This window comes from Reinekea forsetii (assembly GCF_002795845.1).
Classification (GTDB): domain Bacteria; phylum Pseudomonadota; class Gammaproteobacteria; order Pseudomonadales; family Natronospirillaceae; genus Reinekea; species Reinekea forsetii.
Genome location: NZ_CP011797.1, coordinates 783,858 through 805,206 on the forward strand (window position 1 = coordinate 783,858; position 21,349 = coordinate 805,206).

General features: G+C 51.6%; 19 protein-coding genes. 8 read left to right on the forward strand and 11 right to left on the reverse strand.

Annotated features, from left to right (window positions below; genetic code table 11):
* Window positions 1–52: 52 nt before the first annotated feature.
* The gene (locus REIFOR_RS03705) at window positions 53–1,732 is read right to left on the reverse strand and encodes a choice-of-anchor I family protein (RefSeq protein ID WP_145980223.1); all 1,680 of its coding nucleotides are present in this window, start codon (window positions 1,730–1,732) and stop codon (window positions 53–55) included.
* Window positions 1,733–2,197: 465 nt separating this feature from the next.
* Between REIFOR_RS03705 and REIFOR_RS03710 the strand changes: the two genes are divergently transcribed.
* Window positions 2,198–3,124: an ABC transporter ATP-binding protein gene (locus tag REIFOR_RS03710; RefSeq protein ID WP_100256284.1), complete on the forward strand. Its 927-nt coding sequence runs from the start codon at window positions 2,198–2,200 to the stop codon at window positions 3,122–3,124.
* Window positions 3,121–3,882: an ABC transporter permease gene (locus REIFOR_RS03715; protein ID WP_100256285.1), complete on the forward strand. Its 762-nt coding sequence runs from the start codon at window positions 3,121–3,123 to the stop codon at window positions 3,880–3,882. The genes REIFOR_RS03710 and REIFOR_RS03715 overlap by 4 nt, the downstream gene beginning before the upstream one ends.
* A 101-nt stretch (window positions 3,883–3,983) precedes the next feature.
* On the opposite strand, the gene REIFOR_RS03720 is transcribed toward REIFOR_RS03715, so the two are convergent.
* Window positions 3,984–4,736, reverse strand: coding sequence for a hypothetical protein (locus REIFOR_RS03720; protein ID WP_100256286.1), 753 nt, complete (start codon window positions 4,734–4,736; stop codon window positions 3,984–3,986).
* A gap of 155 nt (window positions 4,737–4,891) precedes the next feature.
* Here REIFOR_RS03720 and REIFOR_RS03725 point away from each other — a divergent pair, with 155 nt between their 5' ends.
* Window positions 4,892–5,572, forward strand: a complete 681-nt coding sequence (locus REIFOR_RS03725; RefSeq protein ID WP_100256287.1) for a response regulator transcription factor — start codon at window positions 4,892–4,894, stop codon at window positions 5,570–5,572.
* A complete protein-coding gene (locus tag REIFOR_RS03730) occupies window positions 5,550–6,971 on the forward strand; it encodes a sensor histidine kinase (protein WP_100256288.1) in 1,422 nt (473 codons plus the stop codon). The genes REIFOR_RS03725 and REIFOR_RS03730 overlap by 23 nt, the downstream gene beginning before the upstream one ends.
* A gap of 117 nt (window positions 6,972–7,088) precedes the next feature.
* Here the strand turns inward: REIFOR_RS03730 and REIFOR_RS03735 are convergent, their stop codons facing one another.
* The 9 genes from REIFOR_RS03735 to REIFOR_RS03775 form a co-directional block, all read right to left on the reverse strand.
* Window positions 7,089–8,603: an aldehyde dehydrogenase (NADP(+)) gene (locus REIFOR_RS03735; RefSeq protein ID WP_158524282.1), complete on the reverse strand. Its 1,515-nt coding sequence runs from the start codon at window positions 8,601–8,603 to the stop codon at window positions 7,089–7,091.
* A gap of 11 nt (window positions 8,604–8,614) precedes the next feature.
* Window positions 8,615–9,772, reverse strand: coding sequence for a fumarylacetoacetate hydrolase family protein (locus REIFOR_RS03740; RefSeq protein ID WP_100256290.1), 1,158 nt, complete (start codon window positions 9,770–9,772; stop codon window positions 8,615–8,617).
* Between the two features lie 233 nt (window positions 9,773–10,005).
* Window positions 10,006–11,001, reverse strand: a complete 996-nt coding sequence (locus REIFOR_RS03745) for an aldo/keto reductase (protein WP_100256291.1) — start codon at window positions 10,999–11,001, stop codon at window positions 10,006–10,008.
* A 59-nt stretch (window positions 11,002–11,060) separates the two neighbouring features.
* Window positions 11,061–11,924 (reverse strand): fumarylacetoacetate hydrolase family protein, encoded by an 864-nt coding sequence (locus REIFOR_RS03750; protein WP_100256292.1) that lies wholly within the window; start codon window positions 11,922–11,924, stop codon window positions 11,061–11,063.
* Window positions 11,925–12,060: 136 nt separating this feature from the next.
* The gene (locus tag REIFOR_RS03755; RefSeq protein WP_100256293.1) at window positions 12,061–13,008 is read right to left on the reverse strand and encodes an ABC transporter substrate-binding protein; all 948 of its coding nucleotides are present in this window, start codon (window positions 13,006–13,008) and stop codon (window positions 12,061–12,063) included.
* 102 nt (window positions 13,009–13,110) lie between these two features.
* Window positions 13,111–14,112 (reverse strand): ABC transporter permease, encoded by a 1,002-nt coding sequence (locus tag REIFOR_RS03760; protein ID WP_100258686.1) that lies wholly within the window; start codon window positions 14,110–14,112, stop codon window positions 13,111–13,113.
* Between the two features lie 25 nt (window positions 14,113–14,137).
* Window positions 14,138–15,658, reverse strand: coding sequence for a sugar ABC transporter ATP-binding protein (locus REIFOR_RS03765; RefSeq protein ID WP_100256294.1), 1,521 nt, complete (start codon window positions 15,656–15,658; stop codon window positions 14,138–14,140).
* Window positions 15,659–15,736: 78 nt separating this feature from the next.
* Window positions 15,737–16,486, reverse strand: a complete 750-nt coding sequence (locus REIFOR_RS03770; RefSeq protein ID WP_100256295.1) for an SDR family oxidoreductase — start codon at window positions 16,484–16,486, stop codon at window positions 15,737–15,739.
* Window positions 16,487–16,516: 30 nt separating this feature from the next.
* A complete protein-coding gene (locus REIFOR_RS03775) occupies window positions 16,517–18,022 on the reverse strand; it encodes a UxaA family hydrolase (RefSeq protein WP_227003751.1) in 1,506 nt (501 codons plus the stop codon).
* 125 nt (window positions 18,023–18,147) lie between these two features.
* Here REIFOR_RS03775 and REIFOR_RS03780 point away from each other — a divergent pair, with 125 nt between their 5' ends.
* Genes REIFOR_RS03780 through REIFOR_RS03795 form a run of 4 tightly spaced genes read left to right on the forward strand, consistent with a single transcriptional unit; the run spans window position 18,148 to window position 21,152 of the window.
* Window positions 18,148–18,843, forward strand: coding sequence for a GntR family transcriptional regulator (locus REIFOR_RS03780; protein ID WP_100258687.1), 696 nt, complete (start codon window positions 18,148–18,150; stop codon window positions 18,841–18,843).
* 9 nt (window positions 18,844–18,852) lie between these two features.
* Window positions 18,853–19,284, forward strand: a complete 432-nt coding sequence (locus tag REIFOR_RS03785; protein ID WP_100256297.1) for an RbsD/FucU family protein — start codon at window positions 18,853–18,855, stop codon at window positions 19,282–19,284.
* On the forward strand, window positions 19,281–20,108 hold the full coding sequence (locus tag REIFOR_RS03790) for an amidohydrolase family protein (protein WP_100256298.1): 828 nt from the start codon (window positions 19,281–19,283) through the stop codon (window positions 20,106–20,108). Before REIFOR_RS03785 ends, REIFOR_RS03790 begins: the two co-directional genes overlap by 4 nt.
* A gap of 51 nt (window positions 20,109–20,159) precedes the next feature.
* Window positions 20,160–21,152, forward strand: coding sequence for an LLM class flavin-dependent oxidoreductase (locus REIFOR_RS03795; RefSeq protein ID WP_100256299.1), 993 nt, complete (start codon window positions 20,160–20,162; stop codon window positions 21,150–21,152).
* Window positions 21,153–21,349: the final 197 nt, after the last annotated feature.

Here is a 21,349-nt window from a genome sequence, read left to right on the forward strand (position 1 = left end):
AAGCAAAAAAAAGACGCTCAAAGGCGCCCTTTGGCATCATTAGGTTAGAGCCCTAGCGCACTTCATAGATGGTCGTGGTACCACTCACCTCGTTACCGATCAGCAACAGGGCTGTTCCGTTCGGGCTGTCTTTGGCCTTTACAAAGGCGAAGCCTTCAGGGCCCAAGTCGCCGGCATCGACACCCTCACCCGGTGTTACCGACATATCCCGATTGCTGGTGTATTCGACAAAGGCGGGCGCAAAGGGATTGCTGATATCAAATACCATAATGCCACCTTGGCGCTCTAAACCGACGAAGGCGTAAGTGCGCTCGCCGATCTGACCTACGGCCAGACCCTCAGGTTCAGGGCCCTTGTTGTCACTGCGGTTTTCGACACTGTTCTTGTCGTTGGACAGATTGAAAAATAGGGGTGAACGGTCGGCAATTATTTGCTCGATCTGATCACCGGAATCGAACACCTGTTTACCGTTGGCCGTCCAGATACTGAACGAGCGCGCACCGTAGGCGTAAATCGCCTCATAAGCACCGTCGGCATTGGCATCGCCATGGGTCTTGGTAACGGTCAGGTCGCCAATGCCTTTGCCATTTTGCAGCATGGCAATTTGCGCAGCACTGAATTGTTTGGTGTCTAGGTTGAGATCTTCCAGAGAGATCTCATCGCTATAGGACAGGCACTCGTCGTCGCCCAGGTCGGTATGGCTGGCGTTTAGACAGCTGGCGCTGTCAGCGCTGTAAATGTACTCGCGGCCATCGCCCTCGTTAGCGGTCACCAAATAGGTGTTGCCATTAAAGGTGTAGGAGTCGATCGAGTCGGGCATATACATGCCAAAGATAGGCAGGCTTTCTATCACCGGTACCTGGTCATTCTTGTTGGCGTCCAGACCCATACCCTGGAGACTATGGTCTTTAAAGCCCAGCGCTGCAATCTTGGTCACGGTCGCGGTGGCAATATCCACCAAGGCGATTGCGTTGTTCTCTTGCAGGCTAACATAAGCCGTTGTGCCATCCGCGGAGATGGTGATGTATTCCGGCTCCAAATCCATCGCTACGGTCGCACCCGGACCGAAAATTCGCACGCCATCTGCCCGTAAGCTTTCGATTTGCGCGTTAAATGCGCGGAATCCGGCCTGCTTAACCGTAGCAGAGGCCACGCCCGCGGTTAGATTTACCACGGTAATTGAGCCTTCGGGATCATTCTTATAATCGCCACTGGGCTCACCTTCGTTCGCGCTCAATAGATAGTTGCCATCGGGTGAGAACTTCACCATGTCGGGTAAAGCGCCAGCCATAAAGGCGACGGCGAAGCTGTTGTCGTCGGTGTTGTACAAGTAGATACGTCCTGCAGCCTGTTTGTTGTCAGCCTCCACTGCAACTGCCAATAGGCCATTGGCCACGGCCACACTATTGGCACCGCCACTGGTGAACGTGGCGCTGTCCTGATCGAATACCGCCAAGGTCGTGAGCTTGACTGGGGCTGCTGGGTCGGTCAAATCGAGCACGTCTATGGTGTTGTCACCGGAATTGATCACAAAGACCTTATGGGTAGCTTTGTCAAATGCGACTATTTCTGCCCCGCCATCTGCGAAGATGCCTGATTCATAGCGACCTACCTGGATCAAATGCCCTGTGCTCACTGCTTGAATCGCATTGGTCATTTTGTTCGACGGGTGCAATGCACTCGCCATGCTGTTAGAGGTCACCGCACAGGCAATCAATAAAAATGGCGTCACTAGGGCGCCCTGAAAATATTTCCGATAAGATAGGTCCACAGCAGATAATTCCATTTGGTTAAGAAGTCCCTGAGAATAGGGTTTCAATATGACGAGCTCGTTACAGTGTTATGAAGGTTAAGTGAACCCAATTCTCGCTGCCCAACGTAGACGCAAGTCTTCCTGCCTGCCATATCAACCACCAAGGGATTATGACGACAGGCAGCCAGTGCTATGCCATTCGCTCAATAGGGGTCCGATAGGGCGAATGGGGCTGGTATCGAAATCCAGAATCTATAGACTGGCGACCAACTGAGCATTGCAGCAAATCGCCGACCAATAGTCGGCCCAGCACGCTATCTGTGCGCAGATCCGTGTCGTTGCGGTGCCAAGGGTTGCTGCAATCAATTCCTAAGTTGTGCAACGGCCTAAACGCAAGCCTGCTGCGGGCCGGCCAGCACAACTCCATCTATTAGCGAGTGTAACATGAGCAATATTGTTGAAATTAGTCAGCTGAATAAACTCTATGACAATGGCTATCAGGCCCTGCGCGATGTGAACCTGACCATTGCTAAGGGTGAAATACTGGCGCTGCTGGGGCCCAATGGGGCCGGTAAAACCACCCTGATCAGTACCATTTGCGGCATCGTCAACGCGACCTCCGGCTCGGTCACGGTGGGCGGCTTCGATATCACCAAGGACTACCGCAAGACCCGTGCAATGATCGGCCTGGTGCCACAGGAACTGCATACCGAGGCCTTTGAGTCGGTTATCGCGACGGTCAAGTTCAGCCGGGGCCTGTTCGGCAAGAAGCCCGATGATGCGCATATCGAGAAGGTATTAAAAGATCTGTCGCTGTGGGATAAGCGCAATAGCGCCATTCGCGAGCTGTCCGGCGGCATGAAACGTCGACTGCTGATCGCCAAGGCACTGTCGCACGAACCCTCGGTGTTGTTTTTGGACGAACCATCGGCGGGAGTCGATGTGGAGCTGCGCCGCGATATGTGGCTGGTGGTTAAGAAATTGCGCGATACCGGCGTGACCATTATCTTAACGACGCACTATATCGAGGAGGCCGAAGAAATTGCCGATCGAGTGGCGATCATCAACAAGGGTCATATTCAGCTGGTTGAGAACAAGGTTGAACTGATGCGCAAGTTGGGCAAGAAGCAACTGACGCTCGAATTGAAAGAGCCACTGACCACCGTGCCCGGCGCCTTATCCGAGTTCGATATCAGCCTCGAGCAGCAGGGTTACCAGTTGGTCTATAGCTATGACGGCACGCAACAGCACACTGGTATTGCCACGTTGATGCGGGTGTTGTCGGAACACGAGATCCACTTCAAGGATTTGTCGACTCGGCAGAGCTCCTTGGAAGATATATTTGTTGATTTGGTAAAGGAAACCGTATGAATTTCTATTCCGTAATGGCCATCTATAAGTTTGAAATGGCCCGTACCGCGCGCACTGTGTTACAGAGCATTATTTCACCGGTCATCTCCACCTCGCTCTACTTTGTGGTCTTTGGCGCGGCGATTGGCTCGCGCATCACCTCGGTCGATGGCGTCAGTTACGGGGCCTTTATTGTGCCCGGTTTAATTATGCTGTCGTTGATGACCCAAAGTATTGCCAACGCCTCCTTCGGCATTTATTTTCCGAAATTCACCGGCACCATCTTCGAATTGTTGTCGGCGCCGATTTCCTATTTTGAGATACTGCTCGGTTATGTCGGTGCGGCCGCGACCAAGTCGCTGATCGTCGGGTCTATTATCCTGATGACCGCCGGATTCTTTGTCGATATGCAAATTATGCATCCATTCTGGATGTTATTGTTTCTGGTGATGACCGCACTGACCTTTAGCCTGTTCGGTTTTATTATCGGCATTTGGGCCGACAATTTCGAGAAGCTGCAACTGGTGCCGCTCTTGATCGTGACACCGCTGGTGTTCTTGGGGGGCAGCTTCTATTCCATCAGCATGCTGCCGCCGATCTGGCAGACCATTACGCTCTTTAATCCGGTGGTCTATCTGATCAGTGGCTTTCGCTGGAGTTTTTATGAGGTCTCGGATGTGAGCCTGGGCGTGAGTGTCTTCGCGATCTCGGCGCTATTGGCGATTTGCATTGCTATAGTCGGCTGGATTTTCAAGACCGGTTATCGGATTAAACAGTAGGCGGTGCAATCACCCATTGCGGATGCACCCAGGATTGCTTGCTGAATTACTCGGTAGGGGCAAAAACCCATCATGGTCTTTGCCTCTAAGCCTCTAAACCCCTAGTTCTTAGCGCTATGGCAGGCGCCCATTTCAGCGGTCCACATGGCCTGTTGCTCGGTCGTAAAACTGGCCCACAGTTGGTCGAATAGTTCCTGGTGCGCTTGCATCTGCGCCTGATGTTCGGGCATATCGGCCATCATCTCGTCATGGTGCATCGAGCTATCATCGCTGTTCTGACCGTCGTGCATCACCTGGTGAGCGGTAAGCATAGTGGATAAGAGAGCTTGCTGGGTGTTGTTTAGGTTCAGTTTGCCGCTTAACTCGGTAAAGTTGGGTAGCGACATATCGTGCCCTTTAGTGTGCATGGCCATCATGCCGTCCTTATGATGCGCGGCCATCATCTCGGCACTGTAGTCATCACCGTGCATATCTGACATGCCGTCCTTATGATGCGCGGCCATCATCTCGGCACTGTAGTCGTCGCCGTGCATGTCTGACATGCCGTCCTTATGATGCGCGGCCATCATCTCAGCACTGTAGTCATCGCCGTGCATGTCTGACATGCCGTCCTTATGATGCGCGGCCATCATCTCAGCACTGTAGTCATCGCCGTGCATGTCTGACATGCCGTCCTTATGATGCGCGGCCATCATCTCAGCACTGTAGTCGTCGCCGTGCATGGCCATCATGCCCTTATACATCGACCCAACTGGGCTACCATCGGCAAAAAAACCATTGTGGGCTAGGGCCAACGAGCCGACTAGGGTCGCCGCTACGACTGTGGAGAGGGTGAACAGCTTAAGTTTGGTCATAATAGGATCCTCGAAAAGAAAGACAATTCGTCTTGAATGAACCTATTCTAGTTCAGGTCGGTTAACCTAAGGCTGTCCAAAAGATTAACGATTGTTAATCTTGCCGCGTGGGGATTCCACGTACAATGGCTCGGTGACTAACCTAGGGGGCTGCAGTGAAGTTATTGGTGGTGGAAGACGACCCAACCTTAGCCGATTTTATCGCTAAGGGCTTGCGTCAGGCCGGTTTTGTTGTCGATCTCTGTGTCGACGGCAAGGATGCCCTGTTTCGAGTGATGACCGAGTCCTATGACCTGATGATCATGGATCGCATGTTGCCGCAGGTCGACGGCCTGACCATTATTCGCACCCTCCGGGCCTCGGCTAATCAGACCCCGGTGCTGATTCTGAGTGCGCTCGATGATGTCGACCAGCGCGTTGAGGGCCTGGCGGCCGGCGCCGATGACTATCTGACTAAGCCCTTTGCCTTCAAAGAATTGCTCGCTCGGGTCCAGGCCCTGCTGCGTCGCCAGGCGCCGGTCAACGGTTTGGGTACCCAGCTGCAGGTGGCCGATGTCTTGCTCGATTTGGCCAAACAAAAGGTCTGGGTGGATGGTCTAGCGGTGGCCATGCAACCGCGCGAGATCCGGCTATTGGAGTACCTAATGCGCCACGAAGGCCAGCTGATCTCGCGTACCATGTTGCTGGAAAATGTTTGGGAATATCACTTCGACCCACAAACCAATATTGTTGACGTACACATCAGTCGGCTGCGCCAGAAGCTGGATAAGAACCGCTCCGGCAGTCTCATTCAAACCGTCAGGGGGGCAGGGTATGTCTTGGCTGCGCACACCTAAGATCTTAACCAGTTCCAGCTTTCGCTTTGCCATGTTAACGGTTGGGGTGATCTGGTTGTCGACCGCTCTGGTCTTGGTGGCCGTCTATATGCAGCTTGACCGTGCCATCTGGCGCAGTATTGACGCCAGTCTGGACCTGCAAACGACCGAATTGCTGCAACAAGCCAAACAAACACCGAGTTTATCCACCGAGGAGCTGCTCGCCGCCTATAACGCTCAGTTGAACTCAAGCCAGGCCATCGCCAGCAGCGGAGCCGATTCGATGCAACAGATGCACAACAGCCCGGCGATGCACGCTATGCACCAAGCCATGGGCTTGGCCCAGCCGCCGGCGAACTTTTTGGCCGAGCATCATCGCATGCTGGCCGTTAATGGCGCGCTGCAAGTGGCCCGAAGCGTTGAACTGCCCAATGGCGAGGCCGTCGAGTTAAGTCAAAATGTGGCGTATCTGACGGATCTGCAGACCAGTCTCTGGCAATCTCTACTCTTTGGTCTGGCGATTACGCTGGGCATCGCGCTGCTCGGCAGCCTGGTGCTGACCCAGCGCAGTTTGCGCCGCATCCATCAGATCAATCGCAGTTGCCAGGCCATTATGGCCGGTGACCTGGCGCACCGTATTCCCTATCAGAAAGCGCTTGATGCGCGTGCCGATGCGAAGCCACAGTTAGGAACACTGGACGACTACGACCAGATGGCTTGGCATATCAATCAGATGTTGGACGCGCTTCACGACGCCATGGCCAAGGCGCGTCAAGTCTCGGACAATATAGCGCACGACTTAAAATCACCGCTGGCGCGCATTCGCGTGAAGCTGGAAAGCGCCTACGAGCAGCAACCGAGCATCGAGGTTGAAGACAGCATGCAAGAGCTTGATCGGGTGTTGGCGATGACCAAAAGCCTGCTCGGTATCGCGCGTATCGAGAGCAAGACCCGGGCCGGCTTTGCGCCGGTTTCGGTCCGGGAACTGTTACAGGATGTGCAAGAGATGTACGGTCCGGTATTCGATGAACAGGGCATTGAGTTTAGCGTTGAACCCAACGATCAAACTTTGGCCGGTGATAAGCACCTGTTGATGCAAGCGCTGACCAATTTACTCGACAATGCCCACAACCATACGCCAACGCCCGGGTCGGTCAGCCTGTTGGCAACGGCCGAGCGGGGCGTGGACGGCAGCGCTGGGGTTCATTGGCAAATTCAGGACAGCGGCCCGGGTATCGATAAGGCGGAGTTTACCAAGGTGTTCGAGCGCTTCTATCGCCAAGATGAGGCGCGTCAAAGTGGTGGTTTTGGTTTGGGTTTAAGCTTGGTTCAATCGATTATTCAATTGCATGGGGGCACCGTCGAGTTGTCAAATAACGCGGGTTTACGTGTGGATATTTGGCTGCCGGCGGGTGTCTGATCGGGCGGGGCGCAAGCCCCGGTTTGGTTGAATGTATACTATCAGATAAGTTCCCTTTCTGGTGCTCCTCAAACATACTTCCCATCGATGAGAACTATTGGCGGGCTAGTATTTTTTTTAATTTGGTAACAAATTATTCGGAAAATCTTGGTAGCATACCGGTCGCAAGAAACGTTCAATAGCGTTACTTCCTACCGATGTTGTCATGCTGTTTGACGTTGCTGGAAATGGCCCGCCGTGTACCATGGCATTGCATACTTCGACACCCGTTGGATAGCCATTGTATACTAATCTTCCGGCTTTACGTTCTAATACGGGGATGAGTGGGCGCACTTGATTGTGGTCCTGCTCATTGCAGAGTACCGTGCAGGTTAGTTGCCCTTCTAAGCTTTCTGCAACTTCTAAGAATTGCGCTTCGCTGCTACAACTAACCAGGACACAACAAGCACCAAAAACTTCGTTTTGCATGAAACGGTTATTTATGAACCGATCGCCAGTAGTTTGAAAAATGCTTGCCTGGCATTGATTGGGCCCATTAGCTTCACTGCCTTGGGAAATCAAAGTCATTCCCGTAATCTTAGTGAAATCAGAGACGCTATTGTCATAAGCATTCTTAATGCTAGGTGTGAGCATAGTTTGGGCAGCTGATTGCGCAATTATTGGCGTGAGTTTTTCAATAAATGCCCGAGATGACGGGCTGTCCTTATAACATAAAACGCCAGGGTTGGTGCAGAATTGACCGGCCCCCATTGTTAATGATGCTGCAAAGCCTTGGGCAATTGAAACGGCGTTCTCTGTTAATGTATTTTCATAAGCAAATACAGGATTTATACTGCTCATTTCAGCGTACACAGGAATAGGCTCTACTCTGGCATTGGCGATGTTCAATAAGGCCAACCCTCCGCTTCTGGACCCGGTAAATCCTACGGCTTTAATGAGAGGGTGTTGAACTAATTGTGTTCCGATAGTATTACCTTCGCCATACAGTAAAGAGAAAACGCCCGGTGGCATGCCTGTTAACTCTGCAGCCTTTTGAATTGCTTTGCCAACCAACCAAGAAGTTCCAGGATGGGCAGAGTGAGCCTTGACAATAACTGGACACCCAGCAGCAAGCGCGGATGCGGTGTCACCGCCTGCCACCGAAAACGCCAAGGGGAAGTTACTGGCGCCAAAAACAGCTACGGGACCAAGCGCTATTTTTTGATGCCGCAAGTCGGAACGAGGAGGGGTCCGTTCAGGTAGCGCGCTATCAATAATGGTAGTCCTCCAACTTTCTGTTTCTATATTATTGGCGAATAAATTAAGCTGATTGACGGTGCGCATTCTCTCGCCTTCAATTCGACCCTTAGGTAATCCTGATTCTTCAACGGCCTTATTAATGAGCGTATCACCCAGCGCTAAAATTTCATTTGCAATGGATTTTAAGAATTCAGACCTTCTTGACGATGGTAGTGCCCTGAAGTCATCAAATATGTTCCATGCAGATTCCGCCGCCGCATTGACGTGATTTTCATCTGCGGTGTGGAATGCAATATCAATTCTATTCCCGGTAGTGGGGTTTGTCGCAAAAATAGCTTCATTGGTTGTGAGTTCTTCTTGTCCGTTTATTAAAAGTGAACCTGATATATTCATAAAAAACTCCATTAAATTAAATTCCGTTGGGACAGGTTTTTGATCAAGGCTGATATGCCAAATCGCCACGGTGGACAGGCATTAGTATAGTTGACCCTGTTGACCAGTGAGCCCAATTCAGTGTTGCTGATCGTCACCTCATCATAAATCTTGTGCGTGAAGCCTGCCCCTGAATCTCCTCGGTCCTGCGTAGGTGCAAATAAAGTCCCCAAGAAAAGCATGATGCCGTCAGGGTACTGATGGTTTTCGCCCATGGTTTGCTTGACCAAGTTCAAGGGGTCTCTGCTGATCTGATTCATTGAGCTGACACCATTCATTCTGAACCCGTCTGAGCCGGTAACTTCTAGATAAACCTCGCTCGAACGAACATTATCTATTGTGTAGTTGGCATCAAACATGCGAACAAAGGGTCCGATAGAGCAAGAGGCATTGTTATCCTTTGCTTTGCCCAGTAGTAACGCAGAGCGACCCTCGAAATCCCTAAGGTTTACGTCATTACCCAAGGTAGCGCCTACTGTTTGCCCCCTTGAATTAACCGCTAAAACAATTTCAGGTTCAGGGTTGTTCCAGTGAGATTCAGGGTGAATGCCAACGTCGTCTCCATAGGTAACCGAGGACATTGGTTGAGACTTGGTGAAAACCTCTGCGTAAGGTCCAATGCCAACTTCAAGGTATTGAGACCACATACCCTGTTCTTGCAGAGTCTTCTTTAATTCCTCAGACGTTACACTGCCTGGAACAATGTTGCTGAGCGAATCACCGACAACACCCAGTACAATATTGCGAATACTTTTCGCTTTTTCTGCATCGCCACCGGCCTGTTCTTCAATGACCCGTTCCAACATAGACTGAGCAAATGTAACACCACAGGCTTTAATAGCTTGCAGATCACAAGGCGCAAGTAATTTAAACTCAGTGCTATCCTGATTTTGACTAGATGCTGCCAAACTATTCAGGGAGCCGAGGCTCTCAGCCTTGGCGATATTATCTTGAAGGTATTGAATCGGGTCCTGTAATTCGAAAAGCGCACTTAATGTAGGGACCGTTTTGGAGGTGATATCTAGAACTTCGTTGTCATGGATAAATACTACCGAAGGGCCCTGAGCTTTTGGATTCCAGACCCGACCTACGAAAAAACCCGATGATTCAGGAATGATTCTATTTTTCATCTCATGCTACCTTTAAAGTTAGCCAAAAAAATTTATTTAATTTTAATGAATTGTAAAAATGTATAAATCCGTAAGGGGTTGAATGTGAATTCAATAAGAATTAGTCGCAAACTCAACGCGGGACTGGTCTCAGTAGACGGCGGCGTTGACACCAATAGATTGCCGCCCCAATCGAACCAGACCCCGGCCAATTAATTTCAATTGCAGTCGAATAGTTCCAGGGAAGGGTGCTCCTAGCTGGGACCAATGATTCGCCGATCGATTAATTCTTGCCAGAATTCATTGGCAATGGGTTCGTTATAACAGTCAATATTATTTTGGATCTGCTCGGTAACTGTCATGCCAACGACTACCGATTTGACACTATCATAACGCAGCGGAAACTGGATGGCCGCTGCCGGCAGGCTGACGCCAAAGGTCGCGCAGATGGCCTCTAGCTCCTGCACCCTAGTCAGTATCTCCGCTGATGCTCGACCGTAAAAATATGCGCCTGCACCTTTAGAGCCCGTGGCGAGAATGCCCGAGTTAAAGGGGGCCGCCGCGATAATATCGATATTGCGCTGGTCACATTGGGCTGTGAAGCCTTGGGTGATACTGTTGTTCAATAGAGTGAAACAATTTGCCACCAAAAAGCAGTCGAAATCCGTATGAGCTAAGGTTGCCGCACAGACTTGCCACTCATTAACCCCTAGACCGATTGCCTTAACTCGACCCTGTGACCGAAGTTCGGCCATTGCGGCATAGCCGCCGTCGAGCGCTGTTTTAAATACCGCCGCGTGTTCATCGCCATGGGTTAACTCACCAATATCATGCATCAGCAATAGATCGACCGAGGCGACTCCCAAACGCTGCAAAGAAGCTTCAAACGAGGTCATAACGCCAGCGTATGAATAGTCATAGAGTCGTTTGAAAGGCGCCTCAGACACATAGCCAAAATCATCGACGGGCTCACCCGGCGACAGCGGTTGTAGTACCCGACCGACCTTGGTGGAGAGCACCCGATTATCGGCTGGTAAGTCATGCAAGGCGGAGCCCAAACGTCTTTCGGACAGACCCGCGCCATAATGGGGGGCACTGTCGAAGTAACGAATACCGTTCTCCCAGGCGAGGGTGACCGCCGCCTCTGCAGCCCGGTTTGTCGTGCTCTGGAGCAGGTTGCCGATGCCTGCCGCGCCGAAGCCGAGCTCGGTCAACTCCAGTCCGCTTCGGGTTAATATTCTAGTTTTCATAGGCTAAGCTCATAGTCGCCAGCGGTCCGATACAGACATTGCCGGATTTTTGCTGAATGTTAGTCAATTAGGGCCGGCAGCACCTGTTGGCATTGCACGCCTAACGTATCGATGCCCAGACGGATGGTCTCGCCACCATGCAGATACTTGGGTGGTTTCATACCCAGACCAACCCCAGGCGGCGTCCCCGTGGAAATGATATCACCCGGTTGCAGGCTCATAAATTGGCTGCAATAGGCAACAAGGAACGGGACCTTATACACCATGGTTGCCGTATTACCGTTTTGAACGCGCTGACCGTCTATTTCTAGCCAAATATTCAGTCGATCGAAATCGCCGACCTCATCTGGTGTGACCAGCCAGGGACCGGTCGGTCCAAAGGTGTCGCAACCCTTGCCTTTGTCCCACGTGCCCGACTGTTCTAGCTGAAAGGCCCTCTCCGAGACGTCGTTGATCACGCAAAATCCGGCAACATGATCCATCGCGTCTGCTTCGTTGATATAGGATCCACCGGTGCCGATGACCACACCCAGTTCTACTTCCCAATCGGTCTTTTTGGAGCCTTTGGGGATTTGTATGTCATCATCTGGCCCGACAATCGCGGAGGTCCATTTGTTGAAGATGACCGGCTCAGGCGGCACCTCCATGCCCGACTCGGCTGCATGGTCGGAATAATTAAGACCGATACAGATAAACTTACCGACGGCGCCGACACAAGCGCCTAAACGCAAACTTTGTTGGGGAATGCCGTCCACCAGTGGTAAGGACTCAAGATCGAGCCCATGTAGGGATTTTAACGAGGTTTGGCTTAAAGCCGAACCGGAAATGTCCGGGACGATAGAGGATAGATCGCGAACCCGACCGGTCTGATCGAGTATTCCAGGTTTTTCATAACCTGGTGGTCCGTATCGAAGCAGTTTCATAGCTGGTTCCTGTTTTAGAGTTGAGCAGATGAATCCTTGAGCAAAATAGACTAATGATGCTCGGAGTTTAAGGAAAAAAAAGACCCGGTCTAAGACCGAGTCCTTACCTCAACTAATCAATCAAAGGGCAGAACGATCAATCATAGAGTACGGCCGCAATCTCGGCATCATCCATGTTGGCTGCAGTGTAGTAATAGAAGCCGGTATCGATAATTTTAGGCAAGGTCTTACCTTGACTGGCCATAACGGCGGCTTTTACGGTTTCATAACCGATACCCACTGGATTCTGGGTGATGGCACCAGCCATTAGACCGGATCGAACCGCGTCCTTCTGAGCTTTGCCCGAATCGTAACCAATAATAACCACGCTGCTATTGTTCATTTCACGAACCGCATTAACCAGGCCTATAGCAGAACCTTCATTGGTGCCGAACATACCGTCCAAGTCTGGGTTCGCAGTCAGGATCGCTTTGGCGATTTCGGTTGACTTGAGTTGGTCGCCTTGGCCGTATTGTACCGAGACGATACTAATGCCAGGGTGTGCACTCTCAATTCGCTTCATGAAACCATCACGACGGTCTATACCGGTCTGGCTAGTTTGGTCATGGGCTACAATAGCAACCTTACCTTTGTTGCCGATTAGCTTCGCCATTTCATCCGCGGCCAAAGCCGCCGCTGCGACGTTGTCTGTCGTGGCCGTGGTCAACGGAATGTCGCTCGCGACGCCGCTGTCAAAGGCGATAATTGGAATGCCGGCTTGGCTGGCTTTACGCAGCAAAGGAATGGCAGCCTGACTGTCTAATGCTGCAAAGCCAATGGCGCTTGGCTTGTTAGCTAGAGCTGCAGAGAGCATATCTATTTGCCGATCGACCATTGCCTCGCTATCGGGACCTTCAAAGGTAATGCGCACATCAAACTCTTCTGCCGCCTGATCGGCGCCGGCCTTTACCGCCTGCCAAAATTGGTGCTGAAAGCCTTTAGAAACCAGGGGAATGTACATTTGTGTTTCGGCAACCGTAAAGGTTGCGGTAACCATTAGTGTAATTGCGCTAACAGCCGTGATCAGTTTACGTCGAATCATCATAGATTTTCTCCATTTTGTTGTTTTGTATCGATAAAAGTTCCAAGTTAAGCGGGAGCTTAACTTTTCACAGTTTGTTAATTCGGTAATACATTAATTTTTATTTTACTGTTTTTTACGGCGCATCATATCGGCATAAACGGCCAATATGATAATGGCACCGGTAATAACGGTTTGCCATTCCTGCGCGACGGATAGAACCCGCAATCCATTGGTCAACACGCCCATGATTAATGCGCCGATCAAGGTGCCCAGAATAGTTCCCCTGCCGCCGGACAACGATGTGCCGCCAATGACCACCGCCGCGATGGCTTCAAGTTCATAACCCAAGCCTAACGCAGGTTGGGCCGAGTTGAGCCTTGAAGCTATAAGTAAACCCGCTATGCCACAGATACCGCCCGCCAAGGCATAGATGGCCATCTTCCAGTTGTCGACTTTCACACCGGACAGTCGGACCGCTTCTTCATTAGAACCGAGCGCAAAGGCATATCGGCCCAAGACGGTTTTGGCCAAGATATAAGATGCCATAATGGCGACAATAAATAGGATTAACACGCCATTGGGTATCGGCAGAGCGGGAATGATTTCGCCGATTATGGATCCGCGCGAGATCAGGTCAAAGCCAGGCGTATCATTGAAGTAGATTGGTCGGGTGCCGGATATAACCAAGGAAAAACCCTTAAGAATTAGCATCATTCCCAAGGTGGCGATAAACGGTGGTATTTTCATTTTTGAAACCAAGGTGCCGGAACACAGGCCGCACAGCGCACCGGACCCGATTGCGGCAATAATCCCCAGCGGTAAGGGCATGCCCAAGTTGGTCAGAACCACCCCGGCTATAACCGCCGTAAAGGTCATTAAGGTCCCCACAGAGAGGTCGATTCCGCCGGTAATAATGACCAGTGTGGCGGCGATAGCGAGTACGCCATTGACCGATGTCGCTTGCAGTATCGCAATCATATTGCTTATCTGCATGAAATTCGGAGAGGTGACAGAAAATATTATCAATAGCGCGATGAGGCTAGCGAACGCTAGTAATTTCTGATGAGCGCCATCTTTAATCAGCTGCGAGAAAAAATTGCGTGATTGGTTTATTGATTGGTTCATGGGCTTTCCCAGTGTCTGGTTCATCTTAGTTTCCTACCACATTGATTAGAGGGTCACGCGCAGTGGCTAATTTCATGATCTGTTCTTGGTTTACGTTTTCACCACCGGGCATTATTCCGGTTAGGCGGCCTTCACACATCACAGCTATGCGATGTGAAATACGAATAACCTCGGGCAGCTCGGAGGAAATAACAATAATTGCTCGGCCCTGGGCCGCTAGTTCCTCCATGAGCTTATATATTTCTGCCTTGGCACCTACATCAATGCCACGGGTTGGTTCATCGAAGATCAATACTTCGCAATCCCGTAATAACCATTTGGCAATAACCACCTTTTGTTGGTTACCACCTGAGAGTAGCTTTACTTCTTGATTGGCTGAAGGTGTTCGAATCGCCAGTTGGCCCATATAGTCTTCTGCGGTTTTCTGCATGCCGGCCTCATTAAGCCGGCCGAAAAGCAGGGTGAACTTGGCCAGTGAGGCTAGGGAAATATTCTCACTGACTGTCATGCCGGTTGCCAAGCCAAAGTGTTTGCGATCTTCCGATAGATAACCGATACCGGCCATCACTGCATCATGAGGGGAGTTAATAGTGCATAGTTTGCCGTTCACTCTGATTTCACCGCTGGTCAACGGGTCGGCGCCGAATATCGCCCGCGCCACTTCCGTTCGCCCCGCCCCCATTAGGCCGGCAAAGCCCAAAATTTCACCTTTTTGGACGCTAAAGCTGACATCTTGGATGGTTTTGCCACGATTTAGGTGCGAGACGGTCAGAGCCGTTTCGTTGCTGCTGGTATCGGGGATGCCGACTACTCCCGGAGTGACCTCGCGACCCACCATCATAGCGATAATCTGGCTCAATGGCGTGTTAGCTGCATCAACCGTATCAATGTATTCACCATCGCGCATAACGGTAACTCGATCGGCAATCTTCTTTATTTCGTCCATCTTATGACTGATGTAGACAATACCGACGCCCTCAGATTTCAGTTTGTGAATGATGGAAAAAAGCTCTTCAATTTCGATATTGTTCAGGGCGGCCGTCGGCTCGTCCATAATTAACACACGAGACTTATACGACAGCGCTTTGGCGATTTCAACCATCTGTTGTTTGGCAATTGTAAGTGAGCTAACGATGGTTTTCGGGTCTAATTTCAAATTCATTGACTGAAAGATTTCAGACGTATTCAGATTTAAGCGAGCGTCGTCTATGCGGCCGAACGAACGGCGCGGTTCACGTCCGATAAAAACATTTTGCGCTACGGTTAGATCATTCATCAGACTCAGCTCTTGATGAATAATGCCGATGCCCAGGTCTTGGGCGTGGCGTGGGCTGGTCGGGTTTATGTGCTGGCCATCTACTCTGACCTGACCACTGTCGCATTGGTAAACACCCGAGAGGACTTTCATTAGGGTCGATTTTCCTGCCCCATTTTCACCCATTAGGGCATGTACTTCGCCAGTATTTAGATCGAAATTCACGCCCTTGAGGGCATGCACGCCGGTAAAGCGTTTTTCGATTTCGACCATCTCAACGACTAGACTCATGTTGTATCTCTTTTGTTTATTTTTATTTTTATATATTTACTGATTTTATAATATTTTTAAATCTACTTTAAATCTACTTTAAATCATAACCCCACCATCCACCAAAATGGCCTGGCCTGATACAAAGCGACTTTCGTCAGATAACAGATAGACCACCAGTGGTGTGATATCTGAAACTTCTGCCAGACGGCCCATAGGCTGGCGCGCGATAAAGTCCTTTTCCGCCTGAACGGGATCTGCTGCGCTGGCGATACGTCCGCGCAACGATGGGGTGTCGACCGTGCCGGGGCAGATGGCATTGCATCGAATGCCTTGTTTTACATAGTCGGCGGCAATGCCTTTGGTCAGTCCAATTACGGCAGCCTTGGTCGTGCCATAAACGGTACGCAATGGGAAACCCTTTATCGATGAGGCCATCGATGCCATATTCAGGATCGCTGCCGAGCCTGTCAGTTCAGCACGTCGTAACATCCCTGGCAGTACGCTGCGTGTCAGTCGAAGCATCGATGTCACATTCAGGTCGACGCTAAAAGCCCAATCAGCATCGGTCACATCCAAAACGGTACCGTGATGGACAAAGCCGGCGCAGTTAAATAAGCCGTCAAGGTCGGGGAGTTGCGTGGCCAACAACGCGATAGCCTGCGAGTCAGTGACATCAAGAATATGCGTTTCAATCAGTTTCGATTCTTGAGCAAGGCTTGTGAGTGCGTCCGCATTGATATCAACCGCGATGACGTGAGCGCCTTGTGCGGCACACATTAACGCACTGGCACGGCCCATACCTTGGCCGGCGGCAGTGATTAGTATTGTTTTATTCTTCAGTCGCATCGTAGCGGGTCCTTTTATTGTTTTTGGTGGTTACATTACGGCGCCGATTTGCCACGGCACAAACTCGACCCCACCAAAACCCTGGGCTTCACTTTTACTCATTTCACCGGATGCTATACGAATGATGAGTTCAAAAATCTCCTCGCCTTTGGCCTCAATCGAGACGCCCTCGCTGACTATGTCGCCGCAATTTAAATCCATATCGCTCGACATGCGTCGATACATTTCTGAATTGGTTGCTAGCTTAATGCAGGGTGATGGCTTGAACCCTGAAACCGAGCCCCGACCGGTGGTAAAGACGATTAGGTTAGCACCGGAAGCAACTTGGCCCGTTACCGAGCACGGGTCATATCCGGGGCTATCCATAAAAACGAAACCCTTTTTGTCGATCTGTTCGGCAAAGCCATAGACCTCTGTTAACGGTGCGGTACCGCTCTTAGCGACGGCGCCAAGGGACTTTTCTAAGATCGTGGTCAGCCCACCAGCCTTGTTGCCCGGGCTTGGATTGTTGTTCATTTCGCCACCGTGATGGCTGCAATAATCTTCCCACCAACGTACCCGGGCGAGTAATTTTTCGGCGACGGACGGATTGACGGCGCGCCGTGTTAACAGGTGCTCGGCGCCATAGATTTCAGAGGTTTCCGATAGGATGGTTGTACCACCGTGGCGGACCAAGAGATCGGATGCGGCGCCGAGGGCTGGATTGGCGGTAATGCCGGAGTAACCATCGGAGCCGCCGCACTGCATACCAACAGTTAAGGCCGAAAGGGGGGCAGGACTGCGTTCGGAGCGGTTCGCGATTTCCGCAATAATACGTAGCTCCTCTAATCCCCTGTCCACAGTCTTGCGCGTACCACCTTCGCCCTGGATCGTCATGTAACGGTGGGGATTGTCGATGGTTTGCGAAAAACCTTCGGCAAGGGTGGACACCTGCAGCACTTCACAACCCAATCCCACCAAGAGAATCGCCCCGAAATTAGGGTTTTTCGAATAGCCTATAAGGGTGCGCTTTAGGGTTTCATAACCATCGCCGTCACCAGCCATACCACAGCCACTGCTGTGCACGATCGGTACGATGCCGTCGACATTGGGGAATGCATCAAGCAGACCGGATTTTTCTGCCGCTTCGGCTATAAAGTTAGCCACTGAGCCGGCGCAATTGACCGACGTCAGGATACCAATGTAATTGCGCGTACCGACTTGTCCGTTGCGGCGTAAATAACCCATAAAGGTGCGCTCGTGATCTAGGATCGGCAGTGCGGTGTTATAGCTCTCTTGAATGCTATCCTGGTGATGCTCACCCATACCCAGGTTATGTCCGTGAACATGGTCGCCGGCAGCGATGGCCATAGTCGCCTGGCCGATAATATGGCCATAGCGGATAACGGGCATGCCTTCTGCAATGTCTTCTGCAGCGATCTTGTGACCACGCTGAACATTTTCAGTCAGGATGACGCCGTCGACCTCCAGCTCAGTGCCTAGGGGCAGGTTCGCCAGTGCAACAAAAACGTTATCGCTGCTATGTAATTTGAACACCTGCTTGACCACTATTCACCTTCCCGTTATCTACTGGTTCACATGTGTGAATTCTTAATGTATTCTCAAACTAACATCGGTCGACGCATCCGTCAACTAACATGTTAGTATTTTATGGTGATAATTTGAACGATTTAGTCCTGACACATATAGACGATTTAACTGGGTCATTGGCCCAACGGGTTTATCAATCCTTGCAGGAGGCTATTCTATCGATGCGCCTACCGCCTGGAACGGTGCTCAGAAAGACCGATATCTGTGACCAGTTGGGCGTTTCGCGCTCCCCAGTCGCCGAGGCGTTCGCGCGACTCTCGGCTGATCGGCTAGTCGATGTCATTCCTCAATCGGCAACCCGAGTATCGGTGTTTTCGATGGATGAAATTCGCGAAGCCTGTTTTTTGCGCGAAGCTATAGAGGTCGCCGTGATCGGACGGGTCGCACAGTTCCGTTCCGAAGACCAGTTCATGCTCCTTAGGCGGGCCGTACGATTGCAACAATTGCTGGTCGAAGATGGCGATTTCGAGGGTTTTTATCAGGCTGATGAGCACTTTCACAGTCTGTTAATGGATTTCTGTGGTTTCCCGGGCGTCGCAACTGTCGCCGCCGGTATTGCTTTACGATTGAGTCGTGCGCGCATCTTGGTGTTGCCCGAAGAGGGACGCGCCCAGGCTGCCGTGCAAGAGCATCAACGGATACTGGCATCGATCGAATTAAAAGACCCCATTGGCGCTCAGGCGGCCATGAAGGATCATTTGGCGCAACTGTTGAACCGAATCGAACCGCTGCAGTGTCTGCACCCGTCTTATTTCCGACTAAAGTGAGGTTTTGCTATGCTACGTGAGATACCGTCCATCCTATCGCCGGATTTACTGCATGCCCTGCGCGCCATGGGCCATGGCGATGAACTGGCCATCGTCGATGCGAACTTCCCGGCCCAGAGCCTGGCGCAGCGCTGCCTGCGCCTGGATGGTGTCAGTGCCACTGAGGCCTTATCGGCGATCCTGACACTTCTGCCTTTGGACAGTTTCGACCCAATGCCGGCGCTCACCATGGAGGTAGTGGGTGACGCTGCGCAAATACCACCTGTTGTGGTCGAATTTCAGGCCATCATCGATCGGGTCGCCGACCATCCCGCCCGCCTTGGCGCGCTCGAGCGCTTTGCCTTTTACCAGCGTGCACGATCGGCCTATGCCATTATCCAGACCGGTGAATTCAGGTTGTATGGCAATATCATTCTGAAGAAAGGCATTATCCAGCCATGAAAATAGACAGCCATCAGCACTTTTGGCGGATAGATCGTGGTGACTACGGTTGGTTGACGCCCAAGCTTGAACTGCTTTATCGCGACTTTCTCCCCCTCGACCTGACATCAGATCTGGCCTCTACCCAAGTGGATGGCACCATACTCGTTCAGGCCGCCCCGACCATCGCCGAAACCGAATATTTGCTAACGCTTGCCGATCAACATGCCTTTATTAAGGGTGTGGTGGGTTGGGTGGACTTTGCCTCGACCGAGGCCCCTGATCAGATTCGTGCCTTGGCGCAGCATCCTAAATTAGTGGGCTTGCGCCCGATGATTCAGGATATAGAAGATCCAAACTGGATGCTGGGTAGCCACTTAACGCCTGCGTTTGAGGCGCTGATTGAACAGGGCCTGACGTTCGAAGCCCTTGTCCTGCCACATCACCTCGCTAATCTCCATTTGCTCGTGCAACGCCATCCCACTATGCGAGTAGTGATTGACCATGGTGCCAAACCCGAGATTCGCAATCAACTGTTCACCGAGTGGGCCAACGCTATGACGTTGCTAGCGCAGAGCAGTTCGGTCTACTGCAAAGTATCCGGTCTGGTCACCGAAGCCGGCAATGACTGGACTGAAGCCGATTTAGCCCCTTACATCGCGCTGTTGGTGGACGTCTTTGGCAGTCAGCGGTTAATCTGGGGGAGTGATTGGCCGGTGTGCCTAAATGCCGCCGGTTACAGCCAATGGCACCTTATTGCGCAACAACTGCTACCCAATAATACCCAGGCGCAAGAGGCGATCTTCGGGGGTAACGCTTTGAGGGCCTATGATCTTGGTGTTTAGGCCAGCGTTCAACCCCGGTTAATTTACAATCATTCTATCTATGCAGGTGCTATGACCCACTATTCCATGCTCGATCTGTGCCCCGTCGTCGAAGGGCAAGGCCCCAAAGACGCGTTTCGCAATGCCCTGGAGCTGGCCCAATTGGCCGAGCGGCAAGATTTTCGGCGCTATTGGTTGGCCGAACATCATAATATGATTGGCATTGCCAGTGCGGCCACCTCGGTGTTGATCGGCCATATAGCCGCCGGCACCGAGCGTATCAGGGTTGGTGCCGGTGGCATCATGTTGCCCAACCATGCACCCTTGCAGATCGCCGAACAGTTTGGCACCTTGGAAACCTTGTTTCCGGGGCGGATCGACCTGGGTGTCGGCCGCGCGCCGGGTACCGATGGCGCAACGGCGGCAGCCTTGCGCCAGCATTTGAATGCCGACGTCAATCGATTCCCTGAGGATGTTGAGGAACTGCTTGGGTATTTTCAACCGGAGCGACCCGGTCAACAGGTCAGGGCAGTGCCTGGGGCCGGTTTGGATGTGCCGGTTTGGATTCTCGGTTCCAGTCTCTATGGCGCGGGCATGGCCGCCGAATTTGGTTTGCCCTATGCCTTTGCCTCGCATTTCGCACCGGCCGATTTGCTCGCCGCCATTGCCCTGTATCGGCGTGACTTCAAGCCCTCGATCCATTTAGCCAAGCCCTATGTCATGGCCGGCTTCAATGTGATTGCCGCCGATACCGATGCTGAAGCGGAATTTTTAGCCAGTTCGATGCAGCAGTCCTTTGTGCGGCTCTATACCGGCAAACCGGGTAAGTTTTCGCCCCCGCAGGAAGGTTACTTTCAATCCTTGCCGGCCAATGTGCAGGCCACCCTGAATCAGGTGCTCGGCTGTTCGGCGATCGGTTCGGCCAATACCGTATGGCAAAAGTTGAATGATTTTTTGGCCCGAACCCAGGTCGATGAAATTCTGGTCACGGGCAGTACCTTTAGCCATACGGCGCGTCTAAACTCGTTTGAGATCGCCAGTGATGTCTTAAAATCATTACGTTAGCGGAGCACTTCACGGCAGCTATCGCGGTCTGAGGCTATATCGGTCAGGGCGACGGTGCAATAACGGCCCAGTTGGCCTACCAACTACTGTCCAGAGGACCCTTGTTTGCGATTCACAAGGTTGACAAGATCTTTATATTAATCTTAGATTAAAGATCCATGGAATTATTCTCGATATCAAGATAAATTAGGCTCACA

Excerpts from the sequence above, each read along its gene's own strand:
- REIFOR_RS03710 (WP_100256284.1), top strand. The coding sequence starts at position 2,198 with ATGAGCAATATTGTTGAAATTAGTCAGCTGAATAAACTCTATGACAAT.
- REIFOR_RS03715 (WP_100256285.1), top strand. The coding sequence starts at position 3,121 with ATGAATTTCTATTCCGTAATGGCCATCTATAAGTTTGAAATGGCCCGT.
- REIFOR_RS03720 (WP_100256286.1), bottom strand. The coding sequence starts at position 4,736 with ATGACCAAACTTAAGCTGTTCACCCTCTCCACAGTCGTAGCGGCGACC.
- REIFOR_RS03730 (WP_100256288.1), top strand. The coding sequence starts at position 5,550 with ATGTCTTGGCTGCGCACACCTAAGATCTTAACCAGTTCCAGCTTTCGC.
- REIFOR_RS03735 (WP_158524282.1), bottom strand. The coding sequence starts at position 8,603 with ATGAATATATCAGGTTCACTTTTAATAAACGGACAAGAAGAACTCACA.
- REIFOR_RS03740 (WP_100256290.1), bottom strand. The coding sequence starts at position 9,772 with ATGAAAAATAGAATCATTCCTGAATCATCGGGTTTTTTCGTAGGTCGG.
- REIFOR_RS03745 (WP_100256291.1), bottom strand. The coding sequence starts at position 11,001 with ATGAAAACTAGAATATTAACCCGAAGCGGACTGGAGTTGACCGAGCTC.
- REIFOR_RS03750 (WP_100256292.1), bottom strand. The coding sequence starts at position 11,924 with ATGAAACTGCTTCGATACGGACCACCAGGTTATGAAAAACCTGGAATA.
- REIFOR_RS03755 (WP_100256293.1), bottom strand. The coding sequence starts at position 13,008 with ATGATGATTCGACGTAAACTGATCACGGCTGTTAGCGCAATTACACTA.
- REIFOR_RS03760 (WP_100258686.1), bottom strand. The coding sequence starts at position 14,112 with ATGAACCAATCAATAAACCAATCACGCAATTTTTTCTCGCAGCTGATT.
- REIFOR_RS03765 (WP_100256294.1), bottom strand. The coding sequence starts at position 15,658 with ATGAGTCTAGTCGTTGAGATGGTCGAAATCGAAAAACGCTTTACCGGC.
- REIFOR_RS03770 (WP_100256295.1), bottom strand. The coding sequence starts at position 16,486 with ATGCGACTGAAGAATAAAACAATACTAATCACTGCCGCCGGCCAAGGT.
- REIFOR_RS03785 (WP_100256297.1), top strand. The coding sequence starts at position 18,853 with ATGCTACGTGAGATACCGTCCATCCTATCGCCGGATTTACTGCATGCC.
- REIFOR_RS03790 (WP_100256298.1), top strand. The coding sequence starts at position 19,281 with ATGAAAATAGACAGCCATCAGCACTTTTGGCGGATAGATCGTGGTGAC.
- REIFOR_RS03795 (WP_100256299.1), top strand. The coding sequence starts at position 20,160 with ATGACCCACTATTCCATGCTCGATCTGTGCCCCGTCGTCGAAGGGCAA.